Source organism: Pseudoalteromonas sp. C8 (assembly GCF_011378685.1).
GTDB lineage: Bacteria > Pseudomonadota > Gammaproteobacteria > Enterobacterales > Alteromonadaceae > Pseudoalteromonas > Pseudoalteromonas arctica.
Genome location: NZ_WTKT01000001.1, coordinates 340,143 through 359,723, shown reverse-complemented (window position 1 = coordinate 359,723; position 19,581 = coordinate 340,143). Strand labels below are relative to the sequence as shown.

Below are 19,581 nucleotides of genomic sequence, written 5' to 3'. Positions count from 1 at the left end.
TGTAATTTAACTTTATAAAAAGCGAGGTATAAAACCTCACCTACAAATAAAAACACCGCGTTTAATTTAAACGCGGTGTTTTTATTTGCTTGCTGTAGCTTTCATTTGAAAGCCAACGGCTGTGCTTTACAGATTAAGTGTAAACGTAACACCTGCAACACGAGGCTCACCTAATTGTGTGTAGGTATGCGTTGCGTAACCATCTTGTGGATCGTTACCAAACTCAAAACCACGTGTAGGGACTGTCTCGTCAAACACGTTACGAGCCCACGCGCGAACTGCCCACATGTCTGCTTCGTAGCCAAAGCTTAAGTTAACTAAGTTGCTGCTTGGTGCCTGTGAGTTATGACTATCTGAGAAGTAGTAGTCGTCCTTACCTTCAACACCAATCATACCGTAAAGCTCACTTGTAAAGTTATAGCGAGCAGTAAACGCATACTGGTATTTAGGTGACTGTGCTTGCTCACGACCGTCTTGGTTTAAGCCAGACTGCGTTACAAAGTCATCTATTTCAGTGTTTAAGTAACCAGCACTACCCGTTAAAAATAGATTATCAGTTAGTTGGTAACTACCTTCAACTTCTAATCCGTAGTTGCTACCAGAACTTGCGTTATCAACATAACCGGTAAATTGCTGACCTTCTACTTGCCATGCTTTTAACTGAATATCGTCGCGGTGCATGTAAAATGCAGCTAAGCGAAGCGTAAATTTGTCATCAAGCGATGAGCCTTTAACACCAAATTCGCCACTCCATAAATATTCAGGGTCGAAACTGGTGTGTTGCTGGAAAAAATCAGCGCTTAGGTTTAAGCCTTCATCTTTGGCTTTAGCAAGCGCTTCTGAGTTAATACCGCCAGCTTTGTAGCCACGCGTAATGCTGGTGTAGATCATAGTGCGATCAATCACTTGATATTCAAGTGCTATTTTACCGCCAACCATTACGTCGTCGGTGTCTTGTATAAAGCCATTGCTATCGGTGTAGTCGCCTTGGTATTGCTCTACACGTAAACCTGTAATTAATGTTGTTTTAGGGCCAATTGGAGTCGCTACTTGACCATATACTGCAACGTTACTCGTTTCGTAAGTTGAAGAAAACGGGCTTGCTAACCATGTGTATTGGCGCTCTAAATCAACGTCACGGTTTTGGTAATAAATACCCGCAACCCAGTTACCCGTTTTAGAATTAAACTGTAAATCTACAGACTGATCGTCGCGATCGCGGCTGTATAAATCAGTTGAGCTGTATCCATCTGGATGTAAGCCAGCAGCACATAACTTTGGCTCACTTGTATCGTTACATACCCAGTCTTCGTCAAAGCTGTAAAGTAATTCGGTATCAATAGCCGACAGGTTTAGATTTACATCAAAAGCGTCAAAACCCGTGTAAGTATTCTTGACACCTATAGCGTAGCTTTCTTGATTATCTTGGCCTGGTTCATCGGCAACACTATTGCGGCTGTTATCAAGCGTAAACGCATCGTAACCATTGTTTATGTCAATATAGTGAAGGTTTAATTCAGTATTTAAATGCTTTGTAAGCTGACTGTTTATTTTAAAGCGGGCTACTTGTTCGTCTTGATTTTGTGTTTCGTCATTTAAGTACAAGTTATCTACGTAACCGTCTGACTTTCTGCGAAAGTAGCTAACGCGTGCGCTAGTGTCATCTGTTAAGCCTGTGCTTGCTGCAATGCCTGCTTCGCGGGTGTTGTATGTGCCAGCACCTACTTGTAATTTTAAACTTGGATCGCTCGTGGCTTTAGCTGAACCCATTTGGATCATACCGGCCATACCGTCTGCGCCAAAGCGTGTACCTTGTGGACCACGGTAAATTTCTACTTGGTCTATATCAAATAATAATGAGCTGCCACCAAGGCCAGAATAGTTAATACCATCAATTACTAAGCCTACAGATGGATTAATAGGATCTACAAATTGTGAACGAAGTCCCACGCCACGAATTTGAATATAACGACCGCGCGACGCACCAGATGCAAAATTTACATTGGCGGTACTGCCTAACATTTCGTCTAAGTAACTTGCACCACGTTGATTAATTTCATCTTCGCTGAATAAGCTCGCACTCGCGCTTAAAGTTTGAATGCTTTCGCGCTGAAAATCGCCGGTTACAACAATTCTTTCTAGGTCGCTATCATCAGCGTTAGCTGCAATTGGTGCACCAAGCAGCGGTAAAAGTGCGGCAGTAATTAAAGACAAACGTAAGTTCATTGGGTTACTTAACTCCATTTTAGGGACTCGTATGGTAGCAATTATTTAAACACATGTGCTATAAACGCGGCAATTATACGTTAAATAATCAGGATTACTAATATGACCTTTAAAGTTGACTTCAAAGTACGTGATTACGAATGTGACTTACAAGGTATCGTAAATAACAGTGTTTATTTTAATTATTTAGAGCATGCTCGCCATGAATTTTTGTACGCACACGGTATTGATTTTGCTCAATTAGCGAAAGATAAAATTAACCTAGTCGTGATGCGCAGCGAAATGGACTATAAACATTCACTATTACCAGGTGATGAATTTTATGTGGCTGTGGAGCCGCAGCGTATTAGTCGTTTAAAATTTGCGTTTAAGCAAACGGTTATACGTAAAAGCGATGAAAAAGTAATGCTCAATGCACTGGTTATAGGAACGTCTGTTAATGAAAAAGGTAGACCGTTTTTACCTGAGCAAATAGATAACGTATTTAAAACTACAACTTAGTACTTAATCGCATAAATTTTGAACTATCATAGAACAAAAATTTACATTTAAAACATGCATTTTTAACGGATAAAGGGCATAAATATTGTTACAATTACATTAATTAGACAATTAGTTAGTAGTAGCATGAAATTAGCAGCAATACCGATGCTTATAGTCGGTTTATGTGTTGGTTGCGCATCAACAGGGACGGTTACCAGTGAGCAGCTTAAATACACCCAATGGCAATTATCACGTGTTGATGGTTTAGCAATTCCACCTTCGTTTAATGCATCAATGAGCTTTATTGAAGCACTGCAAGTAAACGGTTTTGCTGGCTGTAACAAATTTTTTGGTGAAGGCTCGCTTGAAGAAAGTAACCTTACCGTAAGTAAATTAGGAATGACGCGCAAGTCGTGCGGCGAAGACCTTGATGAGTTTGAGCAGCAGTTATTACAAGCCTTAAAGCAAGGTGCAGAGCTTAAAATGCAAGACCAGCAATTAGTCATGCAAGGCGAGCAAACATTTGTGTTTATCCCTAAATAATTTTAAGTTTTTGAAAAACAGCCCCTTGCGGGCAGTTTTTAACTGACGTACACTCAGCGCAGATTTGATGGATAACACCTTCAAATTAACGAACAGAATTTATATATCAATACTTGTCGGAGTGCCAAAGCTAAGTAATTAGTTTTTGGCTGAGATCGCGAAAGCGGGATCCGTGAACCTGATCAGGTTAATACCTGCGTAGGGAACAAGCTGCCTAAAATGGGACGCTTGTGCGTCTTTTTTTATGCGCACAATAAAGTGATTTTTTTTATTTTAGGCTGCAAAGTAGCATGTACGCTACTTTACGATCTTTCTCTATTCCTCGGAATATCTGACAAGACAACCCTTAAGCAATGAGGCAAGTCATGTCAAATACTACAAATAAAGCGTCACGCCGAGAAACTCGTGCTGCCGCGTCTGAATATATTTATAACTTAACGGGTCAACCGTTTCCAAATTCTCATAAAGTATACGTTGAAGGCACTCAACCTGGCGTGCGCGTTGGTATGCGTGAAATTACGTTAAGTGATACGTTTATTGGCGGCACAGATGAAAACCCTGTTTATGAGTCAAACGATCCGCTACGTGTTTACGATACGTCGGGCCCGTATACCGATCCTAATTTTGAACTAGACGTACGCAAAGGCTTACCAAAATTTCGTGAACAATGGATTGAAAGCCGTGGCGACACCGAGGTTTTAGAATCAGTGACGTCGCAATTTTCGCAGCAACGTATGGCGGATGAAGGGCTGGATCATATTCGCTTTGATCACCTTCCAAAAATTCGCCGTGGTAAAACAGGCAAAAACGTAACGCAAATGCACTACGCACGCCAAGGGATTATTACTCCTGAAATGGAGTACGTAGCTGTTCGTGAAAATATGGGACGTGCAGAAATTCGTAAAGAATTATTAGCAGCGCAGCATAAAGGCGAGTCGTTTGGCGCGAGTATTCCTGAATTTATTACCCCAGAATTTGTACGCGATGAAATAGCCCGTGGTCGCGCTATTTTACCAAATAATATAAACCATCCAGAAACAGAACCTATGATTGTAGGCCGTAACTTTTTAGTAAAAGTTAACGCCAACATTGGTAACTCATCAGTAAGCTCATCGATTGAAGAAGAAGTAGAAAAAATGGTGTGGTCTACCCGCTGGGGCGCAGACACCGTGATGGACTTATCAACGGGACGCTACATTCACGAAACGCGCGAATGGGTTGTACGTAACTCGCCAGTACCTATTGGCACAGTACCGATTTATCAAGCGCTTGAAAAAGTAAATGGTGTGGCTGAGGATTTAACGTGGGAGATTTTCCGCGATACGCTTATTGAACAAGCCGAGCAGGGTGTTGATTACTTTACTATTCATGCCGGTGTACTGCTTCGTTACGTACCAATGACCGCTAAACGTGTAACCGGTATTGTGTCGCGCGGTGGCTCAATTATGGCTAAGTGGTGTTTAGCGCATCATAAAGAAAACTTTTTATACACGCACTTTGAAGACATTTGCGAAATTTTAAAACAATACGATGTGTGTTTTTCACTTGGTGATGGACTTCGCCCTGGTTCGATTGCTGATGCTAACGATGAAGCGCAGTTTAGTGAGCTACGCACATTAGGTGAACTGACTAAAATTGCGTGGAAACACGATGTACAGGTATTTATTGAAGGTCCAGGACATGTGCCAATGCACATGATTAAAGCCAATATGGACGAGCAATTAAAACATTGTGACGAAGCGCCATTTTATACATTAGGTCCGCTAACTACCGATATTGCACCAGGGTACGACCATATTACTTCTGGTATTGGGGCGGCTCAAATAGCATGGTACGGCTGTGCAATGCTTTGCTATGTAACACCTAAAGAGCATTTAGGTCTGCCAAATAAAGACGATGTTAAAGAAGGCTTAATTACCTACAAAATTGCAGCGCATGCCGCTGATTTAGCAAAAGGGCATCCTGGCGCGCAAGAGCGCGATAACGCCTTATCAAAAGCACGCTTTGAGTTTAGATGGCATGACCAATTTAATATTGGTTTAGATCCAGACCGAGCTCGCGAGTATCACGACGAAACCCTGCCGCAAGAATCAGGCAAAGTGGCTCACTTTTGCTCTATGTGTGGTCCTAAATTTTGCTCTATGAAAATTAGCCAAGAAGTACGCGATTACGCTAAAGATTTAGAAACACGCGGTATTGATCCTAATAACGCAGGCGACGCTATTGAAATAAAAATGGTTGATGTAGAAGCCGAAATGAAAGCTAAATCTGACCAGTTTAAGCAAACAGGCTCAGAGATTTACCATAAAGCGGTATAAAGTAATTATCGCTAAAAGTTAGATGCAGACGTAGGTGAGGTGTTATACCTCGCTTCTTTAAATATTGAAGAAGTGCGAGTGAGTTTGCACCTACTAATAACTGCTTTTGGAGGTTTTATGTTTTATAACATTGCTGTGGTGGGTTTTGGTTTGGCAGGGCGCTTAGCTGCCCTTGAGCTAAGTAAGTTGCATCATGTCACTGTTTTTGAAGCAGATGACGAGCATACTCAAAATAGCGCAGGTAAAGTGGCAGCAGCAATGCTTGCCCCGCTTGCTGAGTCGGTGTTATGTGAGGCTGATTTAGCTTTAATGGGTCTTGATTCAATGAAGCGCTGGCCCAGCATTATTGCCGAGCTTGAAAGTGACGTTTTTTTTCAGCAGCAAGGCACTTTGGTCATTGCGCACCAGCAGGACAAAGGCGATTTACAAAGCTTTGCACAGCGTATAAAACCGCTAGCTGATCACACTGCCGAGCATATAAATGCTCAACAAATTACAATGCTTGAACCTGAACTGGCAGGGCGCTTTAATCAAGGCTTATTTTTACCCTGCGAGGGGCAAATTGATAACCAAGCATTTTATAAAGCCAGCTTTGCACAGCTCAACAAACGCAAAGTAAAATTTGTATTTAATCAGCGCGTAACCATTAGCGACAACAAAATAAACAATCGACCATTCGATTATATTATTGATTGCCGTGGGCTTGGTGCTAAAAATACTCAAGATGATAAACCGCTTAGAGGTGTGCGCGGCGAAGTAGCAAGGTTATACGCACCAGAGGTAAGTTTAATCAGGCCAGTGCGTTTAATGCACCCGCGTTATCCAATTTATATAGCGCCTAAACCTAACAGTGAATATGTAATTGGTGCGACTGAAATTGAGTCACAAGACAATGGCGCCGCAACAGTGCGCTCAACTCTTGAGTTACTTTCAGCGGCTTATACCGTACACAGCGGGTTTGCCGAAGCACGACTACTTAGTATTCAAACCGGATTACGTCCTGCATTTAGCGATAACCGCCCAGAAGTATCACAAGTTGGTAATGTAATTAGTATTAACGGCTTGTATCGACATGGTTATATGTTGGCGCCGGCATTAGTGGCGCAAGCAGTTTCACGAATAGAGTGAGAAAAAATGAACATTACAATTAATGGTGAGCCACTTAATGTTAATAGCAAAGCACTCGTTGAGGTACTTCAAAGTTTTGGTGCAGTCGCGCCTTTTGCTGTGGCTGTTAATGGCGAATTTATTCCACAAAGTCGGCACAGTAACTATGTACTTAATGAAGGCGACAGTGTTGAGTTGCTGTCACCCATTCAAGGCGGATAAAGCTCATGCAAACTAAAGACTGTTTAACTATTTATGGAGAGCAAATTAAGAGTCGTTTGTTAATAGGCTCTGCGCTTTACCCGTCGCCCGACATTATGACCCAATCGATAGTCGCCTCTGGGGCTGAAATTGTAACCGTGTCGCTTAGGCGCCAACAAAGTGCAGCAGCCGGTGATGACTTCTGGCAGTTAATAAAAAATACAGGTTTAAAAATACTCCCTAATACCGCAGGGTGCCACAGTGTTAAAGAAGCGATAACGCTTGCAAAAATGTGCCGAGAGGTATTTTCTACCGATTGGATAAAGTTAGAACTGATTGGCGATGATTACAATTTACAACCAGACCCTTTTGCGTTACTTGAAGCCACAAAAATATTGATTGATGATGGCTTTAAAGTATTGCCTTATTGCACCGATGACTTAGTACTTTGCCAGCGTTTAAATGAGCTAGGGTGTGAGGTGCTTATGCCATGGGGGGCACCAATAGGCACCGGTAAGGGATTGTTAAATAGCTATAATTTAAAAACTATTCGAGAGCGCTTACCCGATACCACATTAATAGTAGATGCCGGTTTAGGTTTGCCATCGCATGCCTGCCAAGCACTCGAAATGGGGTATGATGCGGTATTATTAAATTCAGCCATTGCAGGGGCGGGTTGCCCAATTACTATGAGCCGCGCATTTAAAGCCGCAGTTGAAGCGGGGCGCTTTGCATACAAAGCAAAAGCGATGCCGGAAAAAGACGTAGCAGCCCCATCAACCCCTACAATGGGGATGCCATTTTGGCATCAGCAGTAAGGAAAAAAATATGAATAACGTAGTATGGACAATTGCCGGCTCTGACTCTGGCGGCGGTGCCGGTATTCAAGCTGATATAAAAGCAATGCAAAGTTTTGGCGTGCATGGCTGCACGGCTATTACGGCGCTTACTGCACAAAATAGTTTAGGCGTAGAGGCTATTAATGCAGTGTCTACGGATATTATTGAATCGCAGTTACTAGCGCTTGAAAAAGATATGAAAGCCAAAGTGATTAAAATTGGTATGTTAGCCAACGTGCAGCAAATTCAGTTGATCAGCGAACATATAAGTCACTATAAAGCTAAGTGGCCAGTGCCTCCCGTTATTGTATATGACCCTGTTGCTATTGCCTCAAGCGGTGACTTACTAACAGAAGAGGATACGGTAAGCGCAATTAAAGAATGTTTACTGCCGCTGGTGGATGTAATAACCCCAAACACCCACGAAACACAGTTACTAACCGGTGTGTATTTAATTGGCCCAGCTGCAATAAAAGAAGCGGCTAATAAGCTATTAAGCTGGGGTGCAAAAGCCGTTGTTATTAAAGGCGGGCATTGGGATTACCCAAGCGGCTATTGTATTGATTATTGTGTAAATAATTTTACGCAAAATGGTGAAGAGTATTGGCTTGGTAATCAAAAAATACAAACACCGCATAACCACGGCACCGGATGTAGCATGGCTTCGGTAATAGCTGCGTGTTTAGCTAAAGACTACCCATTAAAAGACGCCTTTATTTTAGCTAAAGCATATATAAACCAAGGGCTAAAACAGTCTGTACGCTACGGCGAGGGGATTGGACCGGTTGCTCAGACCTCGTTTCCCACTAGTTTAGCTGACTACCCACAAGTAATTGAGCCAGGTAGCTGGCTGGGCGATGAACTAGATTTTGATGTGCCGCTTGATTTTAATATGGCTGCTGATTTTGCACCGTGTGAAAGTAAATCGCTGGGCTTATATGCGGTTGTTGATAGCACCGATTGGTTAGAAAAGTGTCTACAACAAGGCATTAAAACAGCGCAGTTACGCGTTAAAAATAAAACGCAAGACGAGCTGGATGAGCTTATTAAGCAAGCTGTTGAGCTGGGCAAGCAATACAACGCACAGGTATTCATAAACGACTACTGGCAGTTAGCTATTAAGCACGGTGCATATGGTGTGCATTTAGGGCAAGAGGATTTAGAGATTGCTAATTTAGCGGCAATTAAAGACGCGGGGTTAAGGCTTGGGCTTTCTACTCATGGTTTTTATGAAATGCTACGTGCGCATAATTATCGCCCTAGTTATATGGCATTTGGTGCTATTTACCCAACCACAACAAAAGATATGACAGGGCAAATACAAGGTCTTGAAAAGCTCATTAAATTTGTACCACTTATGCAAAACTACCCAACAGTGGCAATAGGCGGTATTGATTTAAGCCGTGCAAAGCTGGTAGCGAAAACTGGCGTGGGCAGTGTTGCCGTAGTGCGTGCGATTACCGAAGCTGATAATTACGTAGAAGCTATAAGCGCTCTGCAAGTAGCCATAAGCAGTGCCAATTAATACTAACAAGGGTAATACTAACAAGGCTGATAAACGTGAATGAGCTAAGCGATAAAGAAACCCTACGTTACAGTCGCCATTTATTGCTTAAAGAAGTTGGGCTTGAAGGGCAGTTAGCACTTAAATCCTCAGCGGTTGCAGTCGTAGGGGCTGGCGGGTTAGGTAGCCCCGCACTTTTATATTTAGCCGCTGCGGGTGTTGGAACGCTTATTTTAATTGACGGTGACGAAGTTGAGCTTTCAAACCTACAGCGCCAAGTGCTTTATAAAATAAACCACTTAGGGCAAAACAAGGTCGCTGCAGCGGGTAAAGTATTAGCGAGTCTTAATAATCAAATAGACATAGTAACGCATTGCCAAAAGTTAGATGAGAGTAACGCAGTTAACATGCTAAAAGGTGCTGACATCGTACTTGATTGCTCTGATAACTTTAGCACTCGCTATTGCGTTAATCGTTATTGTATTGCTAATAAAACACCGTTAATTTCGGGTGCTGCACTCGCAACCAAAGGGCAGTTAATGGGCTTTGATTTTAGGCAAAGTGATAGCCCATGTTATGGCTGTGTTTTTCCACAAAGCGAAGCTACACCAGTTATCAATTGCAGTAACGCAGGAGTGATTAGCCCGCTACTTGGTGTAATAGGCTCTATGCAGGCGCAACTTACGCTCAACTTATTATTAGGTCATTTAAGTGGCAGTGTATTTATAACGTTTGATGCACTTACTTTAAAGCAGCAGCACTTTAAAGTGATTAAAGATTCAGAGTGTAAAGAGTGTGGTAAATAGGTTTTTGAGGGGCTTGTGCCTGTTATTACATGTGGCGTTAAAGAATTAAAAGCTGCGCTTTTCGCGTGAGCAAGCTTCACGCCTACAGTACATCAAAATTCTTACACCAAACTTGTATACGCACAGCTTTCTGGCGTGACGAGCAAAGCTCGTAATTTCTATGCCAGATATCTTCTCATTTACTCCTCTTTTACTTCTTTTTGTGCAATAAGATTTTAAGTGATTTATTCACAAAGAGGTTGAGAGGGTGCTTCGCTTTAGAGAAGCCAATAAGTAAGTAAAGTATCAGTTATAAATATTAAAAGCTGCGCTTTTCGCGTAAGCAGGCTTTACGCCTACAAAAATAAAAAACCGCGTTTAAATAAACGCGGTTTTTTTATTTCTAATTAACGATTTATTTTAATCGTTAATTTTTGCAAACGCAGTACCTAAGCGAGTTACCACTTCTGGTAGTTGATCTTCCAGTATTTCAGCTTTATCAGCACCCCATGCTAGTACCACAGTAGAGCCTAATTTAAAGCGACCCATCTCTTCACCCTTTTTAAGCGTGATAGCGTTATCGCCAGTGGTTGGGTATTTCCAACTAAATACATCGCTACCTGCTGGTGGCGTGACAGTGCCTGCCCAAATAGTTTCTATGCTGGCTACAATTGTTGCGCCAACAAGTACCATTGCAAGCGGACCAATCTCAGTTTCAAAAATTGCGACTACCCGTTCGTTACGTGCAAACAAGTTAGGCACGTTTTGAGCTGTAAGTGGGTTTACTGAAAATAAATCACCTGGCACGTAAATCATTTTGCTTAGTGTGCCATCAACTGGCATATGAATACGGTGGTAATCTTTAGGTGCTAAATAAATAGTGGCAAACTTACCGCCTAAAAATGGTGTTGTATCATCTTGTGAGCCGCCTAGTAGCGCTTGTAAGCTGTAATCGTGACCTTTAGCTTGTATTAGCTGTCCGTCAACAATATCGCCTAGCTGGCTGATTGCGCCATCCACTGGATGAATGATGATATTGCTATCTTCTACCATTGGGCGCATGCCGTCTTTTAAAGGGCGAGTAAAAAATTCATTAAAGCTTTTATAATGAGCCGGATCTGGGTGTTGGGCTTCGCTCATATCTACTTTATATTGCTTAATAAATAGTTTAATTAAAGTAGTTGTTAAAGCACCCGCTTTTGCAGCAGCTAATTTTCCGACTACGCGTGAAATAAAATGTTTTGGCATTGCGTACTGCATTGCGATTTTAAATTTGTCTAAACTCACAGTATTTTTCCTAAATTATACGCGAGGCGCACGGGCGCCTGCACGGCCATCGGCCATTGTTTCTAAAATTCGGTGGTAGCTGTCAAAGCGCAATTGAGAAATTCTTCCATCGGCTACTGCTTCTTTAACGATGCAACCCGGGTCGTTTAAATGTTTACAGTCTCTAAAGCGGCACCCGCCTATAAATTCTCTAAACTCTTTAAAGCACCACGTTACACGCTCAACATCTAAATGCCATAAACCAAACTCACGAATACCTGGCGAGTCGATTAGGTTACCGCCACTTGGTAAATGGTGAAGTCGCGAAACAGTTGTTGTGTGCTGGCCTAAGCCGCTGTTTTCAGATACTTCTTTAGTTAATATTTCAGCGTTAGGCAATACAGTATTAACGAGGGTTGATTTACCCACACCACTTTGGCCAACAAAAATATTATTTTTATCAACAAGTACTTCTTTTAATTTATCAATACCATCGCCTGATATATTACTAACAAGGAGTACTTGGTAATCAAGTTTACGATAGATATCGAGAACTTTTTGTATTTCGCTAAGGCCTGCTTCGTCAATTAAATCGGTTTTATTGAGTACTAAAATTGGCTCAATACCCATATCTTCACAGGCTATTAAATAACGGTCGATAATACTAGGGGTAAACTCGGGTAATACAGCTGATACCATCAGTATTTGGTCAATGTTGGCAGCAATAACTTTTACACCGTCGTAAAAGTCAGGGCGGGTAAGTTGCGAACGACGCTCTTGCGTGGCTTCAATTACACCGGCTAAATCGCCTTCACTTACTTTGGCACGGCGAAACAATACTTCATCACCACACACTAAATTAGACACGGTACGGCGTATATTACAGCGCAGTACATCGCCATTTTCAGTTTCTACATCGGCGTGCTGGCCAAAACGACTGATCACAATTGCGCTCTCGACCTGACCTAAGTTATCGGTTTGCCATTCTTGCGCCCCTTTTTTAGCCGGTCTTGAGTCTGCGCTATTAATGCGCTTTTGGTGATTGGCCTTGATCTGACGCGATTGGCCTTTACTTAATTTTTTTTGTTTTGCCACTGGAGGCCTATAACCTTAGTTAAATGTCGCTTTTCCTAAAAAAAGCTTTAGCTCGACGGTTGATGCTAATATGATATATCGAAATGCGTTGGATCTAAAGGAAAGCACCGCTTAGGTAATTATGACTATTAATAAATCAAATTTAATTTGGCTCGATCTTGAAATGACAGGGCTCGAACCAGAGACCGATAAAATACTCGAAATTGCGACGGTTGTCACTGACGCAGACTTGAATATATTAGCCGAAGGGCCAACTATCGCTATTCATCAAAGTGATGAATTACTAAATGGTATGGACGAGTGGTGTACTACTCAGCATGGAAAGTCAGGTTTAACAGCGCGCTGTAAAGCAAGTACTTTCGATGAAGAGTATGCCGTTGCACAAACTTTAGATTTTTTAAAACAGTGGGTGCCTGCGGGTGTATCACCAATGTGTGGTAATTCAATTGGGCAAGATCGCCGCTTTATGAATAAATATATGCGCGAGCTTGAAGATTTTTTCCATTACCGAAATCTTGACGTAAGTACTATTAAAGAATTAGCACGTCGCTGGAAACCAGAAGTTCTTGCAAAAGTGAACAAAAAAGGCTCGCATCTTGCTCTGGATGATATTAAAGATTCGATTATGGAATTAAAAGTCTATAGAGAAAATTTCTTTAATTTGTAAAAAACACTTGCAAACAGACTGTATTATTGTAGAATCCTGCCCCGCTCAAGACGATAACCCACGCGGGGTTAGTGTGTTTGAGTGATTGAATTACCATCAATAAATGCGGTACTAGCTCAGTTGCTAGAATGTTGAACGCGACCTGTCGCGCACCAATGTAAAATAACTGAAGAAGTAAAAATGCGGTACTAGCTCAGTTGCTAGAATGTTGAACGCGACCTGTCGCGCACCAACGTAAAATAACTGAAGAAATAAAAAATGCGGTACTAGCTCAGTTGGTAGAGCGCGACCTTGCCAAGGTCGAGGTCACGAGTTCGAGCCTCGTGTACCGCTCCAATTTCTAACCAAAAGAAATTGTAGTGATAGTAAATACCGTTATACGGTACTAGCTCAGTTGCTAGAATGTTGAACGCGACCTGTCGCGCACCAACGTAAATAACTAAAGAAATAAAAATGCGGTACTAGCTCAGTTGGTAGAGCGCGACCTTGCCAAGGTCGAGGTCACGAGTTCGAGCCTCGTGTACCGCTCCAATTTCTAACCAAAAGAAATTGAAGTGAATAAAAGCTAGCTCAGTTGCTAGGATGTTGAACGCAATTTATTGCGCATCAATAAAATAAATGAAAAATGCGGTACTAGCTCAGTTGGTAGAGCGCGACCTTGCCAAGGTCGAGGTCACGAGTTCGAGCCTCGTGTACCGCTCCAATTTCTAACCAAAAGAAATTGTAGTGATAGTAAATACCGTTATACGGTACTAGCTCAGTTGCTAGAATGTTGAACGCGACCTGTCGCGCACCAACGTAAATAACTAAAGAAATAAAAATGCGGTACTAGCTCAGTTGGTAGAGCGCGACCTTGCCAAGGTCGAGGTCACGAGTTCGAGCCTCGTGTACCGCTCCAATCTTTTTATATCCTTTCAAAATTTTCTGTATTAAAAATCATAAATAAAATTATAATTTAAATTCTCTCTTATCTACTTTATTCTATGTGCAATATTCAGCATTGAAGTTTTGGTTGTTAGAAGCTATGGTTTCTCGCGCGAGCTATGCGACTACAATAAAGCTGTCGTACTTTGAAGTTATGAGGTATGAGTGAGGTACAGAAGAGCTAATACTTTGAAACCTGAAGCTTTTGTTAAAATAGCTCCCCCTGAATAGTTGCTATAACTCGTCTAGAGCCACCAGAATCACGATGTTCACCTAAATAAATGCCTTGCCATGTACCTAACGCTAAATAACCATTTGAAATAGGAATACTTAGCTCGCAGCCTAACGTACTGGTTTTAATATGCGCGGGCATGTCGTCATCACCTTCATAATCGTGGCGATAATAAGGTTGACGTTCAGGAACAAATTTATTGAAATGGCTTTCCATGTCCATACGAACAGTGGGATCTGCATTCTCGTTTATGGTAAGGCTCGCTGAGGTATGCTGAATAAATAAATGTAACAAGCCGATTTTGTAACTCGCCAGTTCAGGAAGTTGAGATAATATTTCGTCATCAATTATATGAAAACCTCGCTGGCGAGGCTTTAATGTAATTTGCTTTTGCTGCCAACTCATAGTTTATCAAAACTAACTTCGATGTTTGCATTACCAGCGTCACAGCTAAATGGCATGATAATCTTTTTACCTTGGCTTTTATGAGTAATAGTATGACCCTTACCCGACACCACAATAGGCGTTGCCATATCAAAGTCGAAGCCTTTCTCGCCTAGTAAGTTTTTAGCACCGCCGGTTACCATGTTGGTTATCTCGCCAACCATGTCTGTTACTTCTTCATCTATACTATCTGGCCTTTCCCCAAGCATACGTTCCATAATGGTTAATGCTAGCCCTTCATCAAACGTAATTGAAAATGATCCGCGAGTTTGCGGGCCAACCATACCAATCAAACCTGATATATCACCACAGGCAATCTCATCAGTTTTAATGCGAGGTTTACCCGGTTTTAATTGAGTTTGAGCCATAGTGCTCAAAACATTAATTAAAGATGATAAAAACGGATTGATGAACTCTACATTCATAGTGGGTACTCTTAAATTGGGGCTAATAAATGGCTATATAGTATGAGTATAGCCACTAAGGATAATTTTGGGGGATTATGATGCTCTACAAGACTCACATTTGCCATGTGCTTCGATTGTTTGTCCAGAAACAACGAAGCCACCTTCAGCGGCTAAATTATTCAACTCATGAGAGATAACGGTCGAGTGCAACTCTTTAACAAATCCACAGGTATCGCAAATTAATAACTGTACAGGATGAATATGATCAAAATGATGGCACAGCATAAATGCATTTGTGCTTTCAATTTTATGAATAAAACCTAGTTCAGCTAAAAAGTCTAATGCACGATAAATAGTTGCAGGTTTAGCACCTGTTTCAGTTACTTTTAATTGCTCAAGCAAATCGTATGCACCAACACCACCTTGTGCACTGGCTAATAGACGAAATACTTTCTCGCGGATAGGCGTAAAACGCGCACCACGGTTGTCACAAACTTGTTTTGCTTTACTTACGAGTGATTCTATATTCATCATTACTCTTATCCTTATGCTACCGTGGTATACTAACATACTGTGTTGTAGTTGCAGCGTTTTTATTAAGCGCTTTTTACCTAGGAAACCCAGTAATGCACGAACTATTGGCTATATTTATTTTCTTTTTTGCGGTTATTGACCCCATTGGCACTGTCCCTGTATTTATTGCAGTCACACGTGGTGATGATGAGAAATTTAAACGTAAAGTTATATTTAAAGCGGTAGGCGTATCTGCATTAGTGCTCTTATTTTTTGTACTTGCAGGTGAGCAATTACTTAACGCAATTGAAATCCCACTTTCGGCTTTTCAAATAGCCGGCGGAATCATATTACTTATTTTTGCGCTTTCAATGATATTTGGTGAAAGTAAACCTGAAGCCGAAATTAAAAGTGTGCGCGATAGTACTGAAACCGCTATTTTTCCGTTAGCGATTCCATCTATTGCGAGCCCGGGCGCTATGTTAGGCGCCGTATTAATGACTCGTAATGAAGAGTATACCTGGGTTGAGCAGTTACTAACGTCTTCAATGATGCTTGCTGTATTAGCGGTTGTACTGGTTTTGTTATTGCTTGCAACGCATGTACATAAATTAATTGGTGACAGTGGTGCAAGTATAATAAGTAGAATTATGGGGCTTATTTTAAGTTCGGTTGCGGTTACCAATATTTTAAATGGCATAGCCCATTATTTTGGCTTGCAGGTGTTCTCTTAACATTGATGCCCGTTAGGCTTTTGTGTAAAATGCAGCGCCTTTTAAGCTGTGCTTAATAACTTTAATACCCTGAGGTTTGCTTTGAATAAATGTACTTTGGATAGACGCTTTTCTGTGGCACCAATGCTTGATTGGACTGATCGCCATTGTCGTACTTTTCATCGCAAAATGACTAAACATACTGTGCTTTATACTGAAATGATAACCACAGGAGCTATCTTATTTGGTCGAGGCGACTACTTACATTTTAATAAACACGAAGGCCCAGTGGCGTTGCAGCTTGGTGGCTCTGATCCTAAAGCGCTTGCGCAATGTGCAAAATTAGCCGGTGAGCGTGGTTATGACGAAATAAATTTAAATGTAGGTTGCCCGTCAGACAGAGTTCAAAATGGTCGATTTGGCGCATGCTTAATGGCTGAGCCTCAATTAGTTGCGGACTGTGTTGCAGCAATGAAAAACGAAGTAAACATTCCTGTTACCGTTAAAACGCGCATTGGCATTGATGAGCAAGATTCGTATGAGTTTTTATGTGCGCTAATTGAAGCGTCCCATAAAGTAGGGTGTGATGACTTTATTATTCATGCTCGTAAAGCATGGCTCAATGGTTTAAGCCCAAAAGAAAATCGTGAAGTTCCACCGCTTGATTACCTACGTGTTTATCAACTTAAAAAAGATTATCCGCAACTCGATTTAAGCTTAAATGGCGGTGTTAAAACAATTGAGCAGAGCCTAGAACATTTACAACATATCGATGGTGTAATGATTGGGCGTGAAGCTTACAGTAACCCATTTATGCTCAATGACGTTGATGAGAAAATTTATGGTGATGCTGCAAACACACAATCACGCCACGACGTAGTGCGCTCAATGTACAGCTACATTGAAGAAGAAATGCGTTTGGGTGCTAATTTTTGGCATATTGCACGTCACATGCTCGGTATTTTTCAGGGGCAGCCTGGTGCACGAGGCTTTAGGCGCCACCTTTCTGAAAGTGGTCACGGGAAGCAAGCTGATTTATCGGTAATGGATAAAGCATTAAGCTTTGTACCAGAATAAAGCTAAGCTTTAAAAATTCTAAATTTAAGCCACTTTCGAGTGGCTTTTTTGATCCTAAAAATTAGTCAAAATCATAATTTATTGGCCAATTACACTCTATATTGTTCAGCTTGAAGTCACTAAAATTTAGATGGCTTATTATTTATCACCTTGATTTTAAGTGTTTTATTTTTGTTTTGATGGACTTGGCACAACTCTTGGAATCTTCTTGTTGAAATTAATTAAAAATCAACAGGAGAATACCATGGGAATATTTAACCGCGTAAATGACGTTATTCAATCAAACATTGTGGCTATGCTTGATAAAGCAGAAGACCCTGAAAAACTTTTAAACCTAATGCTTAACGACATGCAAGATGCGTTGAATGAGTGTCGTAGTACAGCTGCTGCTTTATTGTGTGAAGAAAAAATAATTAATCGTCAAATTGATACTAAAAAAACAGAATTAGCAGCTTGGCAAGTTAAGGCTGAACATGCGGTTGAAAAAGGCAGTGATAACCTTGCTAAATCTGCTTTACTTGAAAAGCAGCGCGTTAACGAAAGCATTGTAAATAAGAAAACTCAGTTAGAAACTTTGCAAGAGTCTATCGCAAAAATTAAAGTTGATTGTGAGCGCCTGCAGCAAAAAATAGTAGAAGCTAAAACGAAGCAAGCACAATTAGTTAAACGCCATGATGTAGCAGCTGCAAGAAAAAAGATAAGTACAACGTTACAAAGCGACAAAGTAGCTAATGCATTATCTCGGTTTGAGCAAGTTGAGCAACGTGTAGAAAGTATTGAAGCCCAAATAGAAGCGTATGAGTTAACCGACTCTGCAAATACGACTGCTGCACAAATTGAAGCCTTAGTTAAAAATGAAAAAATAGATGCTGAGCTAGCTCAGTTGAAAACAAGTTTAAAAACTGATTTAAAACAGACTGCTTAAGGAGAAGATTATGAATAGCTTTAATCGCCAACGTGGTTGGTATAAAGATACGTTAAATAAAAAAATATCAGGTGTATGTAGTGGTTTGGCGCATCGATTAGATTTTCCGGTGTGGGCAACGCGCTTAGTAACTATTTTATTATTTTTAAGCTTTCCGTTTGCAGTTGCTCTTGGTTATTTTATTGCGCATTGCTGCCTTGAAAATAAAGAGTATTAATACCAATAGGCATAAATATTTGAACAATTTAACGAATTAAATCACTCTATAACGTTGTTAAAATTTATATGTATAACAACTAGATATAAAAACTTTTGCCTAGTTATAGCGCAATTTGCTTATCGTTAAATAAACCCCGTATATAAGCCGGTTGGTATAAGGAGAATTACTATGAAAGCTTTGGCAGTATGTGTAATTATCTATTTATTACTGTTTACTGATTTAATAGCGTTTGTGCATGTCGACTCTTGGCAGTTGCCGTTATGGATTGCTGATATTAGCTGGGCTGGGCTCGAGCTTGTAGGTGCTTTGGCCGCAATTGTTGCTGTAGTTGCTGTAGTGGCTTTAATTACTATGGGATTAGTTGGTGCAGGTGTAGTGGCATTAGCAGGGACTTTTTTAGCGCTTTTATTCGGATCTATAATGATTGCATGGCCGTTACTATTTGTTGCAGTCTTGTGTTGGCTTGTTGCCGATAACAAAAAAGTAGCCTCTTAATCCTTAATTTGACTGACTATTATAGGTTAACTATGTTAAATTTAGCCTGTAATTTAAAGTTTTCATAAGGATAAGAATGATGACGAAACTATGTTTTTCGATGGCTTCTGCATTACTATTTAGTTTTTTTTCGTCATCGTTGGCGGCGCACTCAGGACATGAACATGCTTCTGATGTGGCTGTACTCGAAGTAGCTAACGCGCAAGTTAGAGAGTTTTTACCTGGCAGTACTTCAACTGTAGGTTACTTAACGCTTACTAATCACGGCGGAACAGCAGCAACTTTAACTAAGGCAACGCTTGATGGCTTGGGCCGTGTTGAAATACACGAGCACTCACATGTAGACGGCATGATGAAAATGCAACAAGTTAAATCGGTTGAAATTAAAGCGCATGAAAGTGTCAGTTTTCAACCTGGCGGTTATCATTTAATGGTATTTGAACCACAAGAGCCATTAAAAGTAGGGCAAGAACGTAAACTCACGCTATATTTTAGTGACGGTAATCGCTTATTTACTAATGCTCAAGTCGTGTCGCTTGAAGCGCAAGCTAAACAGTCGAAACCTTCTACTCAACACGCTCACCATTAGGAGTACAC

At 41.0% G+C, this 19,581-nt stretch carries 21 protein-coding genes, 4 tRNA genes and 1 riboswitch; of the genes, 19 read left to right on the top strand and 6 right to left on the bottom strand.

Annotated features, from left to right (window positions below):
* Positions 1 to 126: 126 nt before the first annotated feature.
* Positions 127 to 2,244, bottom strand: a complete 2,118-nt coding sequence (locus GQR39_RS01685) for a TonB-dependent receptor (RefSeq protein WP_180961370.1) — start codon at positions 2,242 to 2,244, stop codon at positions 127 to 129.
* An 84-nt stretch (positions 2,245 to 2,328) separates the two neighbouring features.
* On the opposite strand from GQR39_RS01685, the gene GQR39_RS01680 reads away from it, so the two are divergent.
* The 8 genes from GQR39_RS01680 (at position 2,329) to GQR39_RS01645 (ending at position 10,027) form a co-directional block, all read left to right on the top strand.
* On the top strand, positions 2,329 to 2,727 hold the full coding sequence (locus GQR39_RS01680; protein WP_010555268.1) for an acyl-CoA thioesterase: 399 nt from the start codon (positions 2,329 to 2,331) through the stop codon (positions 2,725 to 2,727).
* A gap of 126 nt (positions 2,728 to 2,853) precedes the next feature.
* Positions 2,854 to 3,252, top strand: a complete 399-nt coding sequence (locus GQR39_RS01675; protein ID WP_010555269.1) for an META domain-containing protein — start codon at positions 2,854 to 2,856, stop codon at positions 3,250 to 3,252.
* A gap of 107 nt (positions 3,253 to 3,359) precedes the next feature.
* Positions 3,360 to 3,474: riboswitch (TPP riboswitch) on the top strand.
* A gap of 143 nt (positions 3,475 to 3,617) precedes the next feature.
* Positions 3,618 to 5,570, top strand: coding sequence for a phosphomethylpyrimidine synthase ThiC (gene thiC, locus GQR39_RS01670; RefSeq protein ID WP_165734642.1), 1,953 nt, complete (start codon positions 3,618 to 3,620; stop codon positions 5,568 to 5,570).
* A 117-nt stretch (positions 5,571 to 5,687) separates the two neighbouring features.
* Positions 5,688 to 6,698, top strand: coding sequence for an FAD-dependent oxidoreductase (locus tag GQR39_RS01665; protein WP_165734641.1), 1,011 nt, complete (start codon positions 5,688 to 5,690; stop codon positions 6,696 to 6,698).
* A 6-nt stretch (positions 6,699 to 6,704) separates the two neighbouring features.
* On the top strand, positions 6,705 to 6,899 hold the full coding sequence (thiS, locus tag GQR39_RS01660; protein ID WP_165721151.1) for a sulfur carrier protein ThiS: 195 nt from the start codon (positions 6,705 to 6,707) through the stop codon (positions 6,897 to 6,899).
* 5 nt (positions 6,900 to 6,904) lie between these two features.
* Positions 6,905 to 7,696 (top strand): thiazole synthase, encoded by a 792-nt coding sequence (locus GQR39_RS01655; RefSeq protein WP_165734640.1) that lies wholly within the window; start codon positions 6,905 to 6,907, stop codon positions 7,694 to 7,696.
* A gap of 10 nt (positions 7,697 to 7,706) precedes the next feature.
* The gene (gene thiE / locus GQR39_RS01650) at positions 7,707 to 9,242 is read left to right on the top strand and encodes a thiamine phosphate synthase (protein WP_165734639.1); all 1,536 of its coding nucleotides are present in this window, start codon (positions 7,707 to 7,709) and stop codon (positions 9,240 to 9,242) included.
* Between the two features lie 35 nt (positions 9,243 to 9,277).
* Positions 9,278 to 10,027 (top strand): HesA/MoeB/ThiF family protein, encoded by a 750-nt coding sequence (locus GQR39_RS01645; RefSeq protein ID WP_165734638.1) that lies wholly within the window; start codon positions 9,278 to 9,280, stop codon positions 10,025 to 10,027.
* A gap of 399 nt (positions 10,028 to 10,426) precedes the next feature.
* Here the strand turns inward: GQR39_RS01645 and asd are convergent, their stop codons facing one another.
* Both asd and rsgA read right to left on the bottom strand, forming a co-directional pair.
* Positions 10,427 to 11,293 (bottom strand): archaetidylserine decarboxylase, encoded by an 867-nt coding sequence (asd, locus tag GQR39_RS01640; protein WP_346774481.1) that lies wholly within the window; start codon positions 11,291 to 11,293, stop codon positions 10,427 to 10,429.
* 15 nt (positions 11,294 to 11,308) lie between these two features.
* Positions 11,309 to 12,367 (bottom strand): small ribosomal subunit biogenesis GTPase RsgA, encoded by a 1,059-nt coding sequence (gene rsgA, locus GQR39_RS01635; protein ID WP_024606370.1) that lies wholly within the window; start codon positions 12,365 to 12,367, stop codon positions 11,309 to 11,311.
* A gap of 121 nt (positions 12,368 to 12,488) precedes the next feature.
* Between rsgA and orn the strand changes: the two genes are divergently transcribed.
* The 5 genes from orn (at position 12,489) to GQR39_RS01610 (ending at position 13,932) form a co-directional block, all read left to right on the top strand.
* Complete coding sequence (gene orn, locus GQR39_RS01630; protein ID WP_004336052.1) at positions 12,489 to 13,034, top strand: oligoribonuclease; 546 nt, start codon at positions 12,489 to 12,491, stop codon at positions 13,032 to 13,034.
* A gap of 260 nt (positions 13,035 to 13,294) precedes the next feature.
* A tRNA-Gly gene (locus tag GQR39_RS01625) sits at positions 13,295 to 13,370 on the top strand.
* 119 nt (positions 13,371 to 13,489) lie between these two features.
* Positions 13,490 to 13,565, top strand: a tRNA-Gly gene (locus GQR39_RS01620).
* A 96-nt stretch (positions 13,566 to 13,661) separates the two neighbouring features.
* Positions 13,662 to 13,737: transfer RNA gene (locus GQR39_RS01615), tRNA-Gly, on the top strand.
* A gap of 119 nt (positions 13,738 to 13,856) precedes the next feature.
* Positions 13,857 to 13,932 (top strand) — tRNA-Gly (locus GQR39_RS01610).
* 234 nt (positions 13,933 to 14,166) lie between these two features.
* Here the strand turns inward: GQR39_RS01610 and GQR39_RS01605 are convergent.
* The 3 genes from GQR39_RS01605 to GQR39_RS01595 form a co-directional block, all read right to left on the bottom strand.
* A complete protein-coding gene (locus tag GQR39_RS01605; RefSeq protein WP_010554254.1) occupies positions 14,167 to 14,595 on the bottom strand; it encodes a secondary thiamine-phosphate synthase enzyme YjbQ in 429 nt (142 codons plus the stop codon).
* Positions 14,592 to 15,059, bottom strand: coding sequence for a chemotaxis protein CheX (locus GQR39_RS01600; protein WP_165734637.1), 468 nt, complete (start codon positions 15,057 to 15,059; stop codon positions 14,592 to 14,594). Before GQR39_RS01600 ends, GQR39_RS01605 begins: the two co-directional genes overlap by 4 nt.
* A gap of 75 nt (positions 15,060 to 15,134) precedes the next feature.
* Complete coding sequence (locus tag GQR39_RS01595) at positions 15,135 to 15,572, bottom strand: transcriptional repressor (protein ID WP_024599240.1); 438 nt, start codon at positions 15,570 to 15,572, stop codon at positions 15,135 to 15,137.
* 95 nt (positions 15,573 to 15,667) lie between these two features.
* On the opposite strand from GQR39_RS01595, the gene GQR39_RS01590 reads away from it, so the two are divergent.
* From GQR39_RS01590 to GQR39_RS01565, 6 genes are all read left to right on the top strand, one after another.
* On the top strand, positions 15,668 to 16,288 hold the full coding sequence (locus GQR39_RS01590) for a MarC family protein (protein WP_024589771.1): 621 nt from the start codon (positions 15,668 to 15,670) through the stop codon (positions 16,286 to 16,288).
* A gap of 123 nt (positions 16,289 to 16,411) precedes the next feature.
* Positions 16,412 to 17,344 carry a tRNA dihydrouridine(20/20a) synthase DusA gene (dusA, locus tag GQR39_RS01585; RefSeq protein WP_231612776.1) on the top strand — a complete coding sequence of 311 codons (933 nt, stop codon included), beginning with the start codon at positions 16,412 to 16,414 and terminating at the stop codon, positions 17,342 to 17,344.
* Positions 17,345 to 17,588: 244 nt separating this feature from the next.
* The gene (locus GQR39_RS01580; RefSeq protein ID WP_121953714.1) at positions 17,589 to 18,269 is read left to right on the top strand and encodes a PspA/IM30 family protein; all 681 of its coding nucleotides are present in this window, start codon (positions 17,589 to 17,591) and stop codon (positions 18,267 to 18,269) included.
* A 10-nt stretch (positions 18,270 to 18,279) separates the two neighbouring features.
* A complete protein-coding gene (locus GQR39_RS01575) occupies positions 18,280 to 18,486 on the top strand; it encodes a PspC domain-containing protein (protein WP_024599243.1) in 207 nt (68 codons plus the stop codon).
* Positions 18,487 to 18,657: 171 nt separating this feature from the next.
* Complete coding sequence (locus tag GQR39_RS01570; RefSeq protein ID WP_121953715.1) at positions 18,658 to 18,984, top strand: hypothetical protein; 327 nt, start codon at positions 18,658 to 18,660, stop codon at positions 18,982 to 18,984.
* Positions 18,985 to 19,063: 79 nt separating this feature from the next.
* Positions 19,064 to 19,573 carry a copper chaperone PCu(A)C gene (locus GQR39_RS01565; RefSeq protein WP_024599245.1) on the top strand — a complete coding sequence of 170 codons (510 nt, stop codon included), beginning with the start codon at positions 19,064 to 19,066 and terminating at the stop codon, positions 19,571 to 19,573.
* Positions 19,574 to 19,581: the final 8 nt, after the last annotated feature.